1 protein-coding gene is annotated in these 2,175 nt (G+C 72.9%); it reads left to right on the top strand.

Annotation, left to right across the window (positions count from 1 at the left end; genetic code table 11):
- Positions 1 to 2,126: glycoside hydrolase family 15 protein (locus AN218_RS30040; RefSeq protein ID WP_070020205.1), on the top strand; the 2,126-nt coding region annotated here is incomplete at its 5' end.
- Positions 2,127 to 2,175 lie beyond the last annotated feature (49 nt).

Genomic DNA, 2,175 nt, shown 5'->3' with positions numbered 1-2,175 from the left:
CGAGCCGGAGCGCCGGCGCCCCCGCGGCGTCCTCCGGTGAGGCCCCCGGCGGCCCCGGCGCCGACGCGGGCTTCGCCCCCGCCGACAAGACGGGCTTCGGCACCTCCCGTACGAAGGCGAGCCCGGTGTGGTTCACCTTGCAGGGCGGCCGGATGAGCGAGACGTACTACCCGGATCTGAGCACTCCGGCCAGCCGCCAGACGCAGTTGGTGATCACCGACGGGAAGACCTTCGCGGAACGTCTCAGCGACGGCGAGCACCGCACCGAACTCTGTGCCGCCGACGGACCGCCGTCCTACCGGATCACCAGCCGGGGCACGGGCTGGTCCGCCGTCACCCGCTATGTCACCGACCCCGAGCGCGCCGCCGTGCTCATCGACGCGGAGGTGCGCTCCGAGACGGGCACGCCGCTGCGGGTCTTCGTGCTGCACGATCCGTCGCTGTCCGGCGAGGGCAACGACGACAGCGCCTTCCCGCAGGACGGTGCGCTCGTCGCGAAGGACAGGCACGCGGCGAGCGCGCTGCTCGCGGCGGACGGCTTCGCGGAGTCCACGGCCGGCTATCTCGGCGTCAACGACGGCTGGAGCGAACTGTCCGAGAACAAGGGCAGGTTGACGCACCACTACGCGACCGCGGGCCCCGGCAACGTCGTACAGACCGGACGGCTGCGCATGGACGGGCTCACCCGTACCCGGCAGACGGTGGTGCTCGGTTTCGGCGAGAAGCCCGCGGAGGCGGTGCGCACGGCACGGCGTTCTCTGCGCGGCGGCTTCGAGGCGGCCTCGCGCGCGTACGAGCAGGGCTGGCGCGACTACCTCGGTGGGCTGCCGGAGGCTCCCGGAAGCCTGGCCGGGCCCGCCGACCGCGCGCTGTACACCGCGTCGGTCGTGATGCTCGCCGCCAGTGAGGACAAGCGGAACCCGGGCGCCTTCATCGCCTCCCCGTCGATGCCGTGGGCCTTCGGCACCGACCGCCATATCGCCCCGACCACCGGCTCGTACCACCTGGTGTGGGCGCGCGACCTCTACCACATCGGCACGGGTCTGCTCGCCGCCGGCGACTACGCGGCGGCCGACCGCGCGATGGACCATCTGCTGCGCACCCAGCTCTCCGACGGCCACTGGTCGCAGAACCACACCGTGGACGGCACCCCGTACTGGACGAACATCCAGCTCGACGAGACCTCAGCGCCGATGCTGCTCGCCTGGATGCTCGACCGCCACGACGCCCGCACGCTGCGGCAGTTGAGGCACGGCGCGGACTTCATCCTGAAGTTCACGAGCGAGGAGGGCTACAAGGCGCCCTTCAGCCCGCAGGAGCGGTGGGAGGAGCAGAGCGGCTACTCGCCCTCGACCATCGCCTCCGCGATCGCCGCCCTCGTCTGCCTCGCGGACCTGATGCAGCGCGGCGGGCAGGGCGGCGAGAGCGCCGAGTACCTTGCGGCGGCCGACGAGTGGCGTGCGTCGCTGGACGGCTGGACGGTGAGCACCAACGGCCCGCACTCCTCGCAGCCGTACTATCTGCGCCTGACCAAGGACGGCAGGCCCGACAAGGGCACGGCCTACGGACTCGGCAACAACAACGAGGGCGAGGCCGACCAGCGCACCGTCGTCGACGCCGGGTTCCTGGAGCTCGTACGGCTCGGAATCAAGCCCGCCGACGACCCGGTCGTACGCAACTCCCTCGCCGTCGTGGACCGCGAACTCGCCGTGGACACCCCCGCGGGCCGGCACTGGCACCGCTACAGCGGCGACGGCTACGGCGAGCAGCCCGACGGCAGCCCGTGGGTGGTGGACCGGCCCGAGGTGAAGACGACGTACGGGCGGGTGTGGCCGATCTTCTCCGGCGAGCGCGGCGAGTACGAACTCCTGCGCGGCGAACGGGAGTCGGCCGCCGGACGGCTGCGGGACATCGCCCGCACCGCGTCGGCGACGCTGATGCTGCCCGAGCAGGTGTGGGACGACCGGCCGCCGGTGCCGCGCGTCGAGTCCGGCACGGGGACGGCCTCGGCGACGCCGCTGGCCTGGACGCACGCGCAGTACATACGCCTCGCGCGGTCCGTGGAGCGCGGTGCGCCGGTGGAGTATCCGACCGTCGTCGCGGAGCGCTATCTGCACGGCGGCTGACGGGAGCCGGCCGACGGGCGGGGGCCGGACCGGGAACGGCCCGGCCCCC

This window comes from Streptomyces nanshensis, assembly GCF_001751255.1.
Taxonomy (GTDB): domain Bacteria; phylum Actinomycetota; class Actinomycetes; order Streptomycetales; family Streptomycetaceae; genus Streptomyces; species Streptomyces nanshensis_A.
The sequence above is the reverse complement of the archived record's forward strand: the minus strand, read 5'-3'. Positions and strand labels throughout refer to the sequence as shown.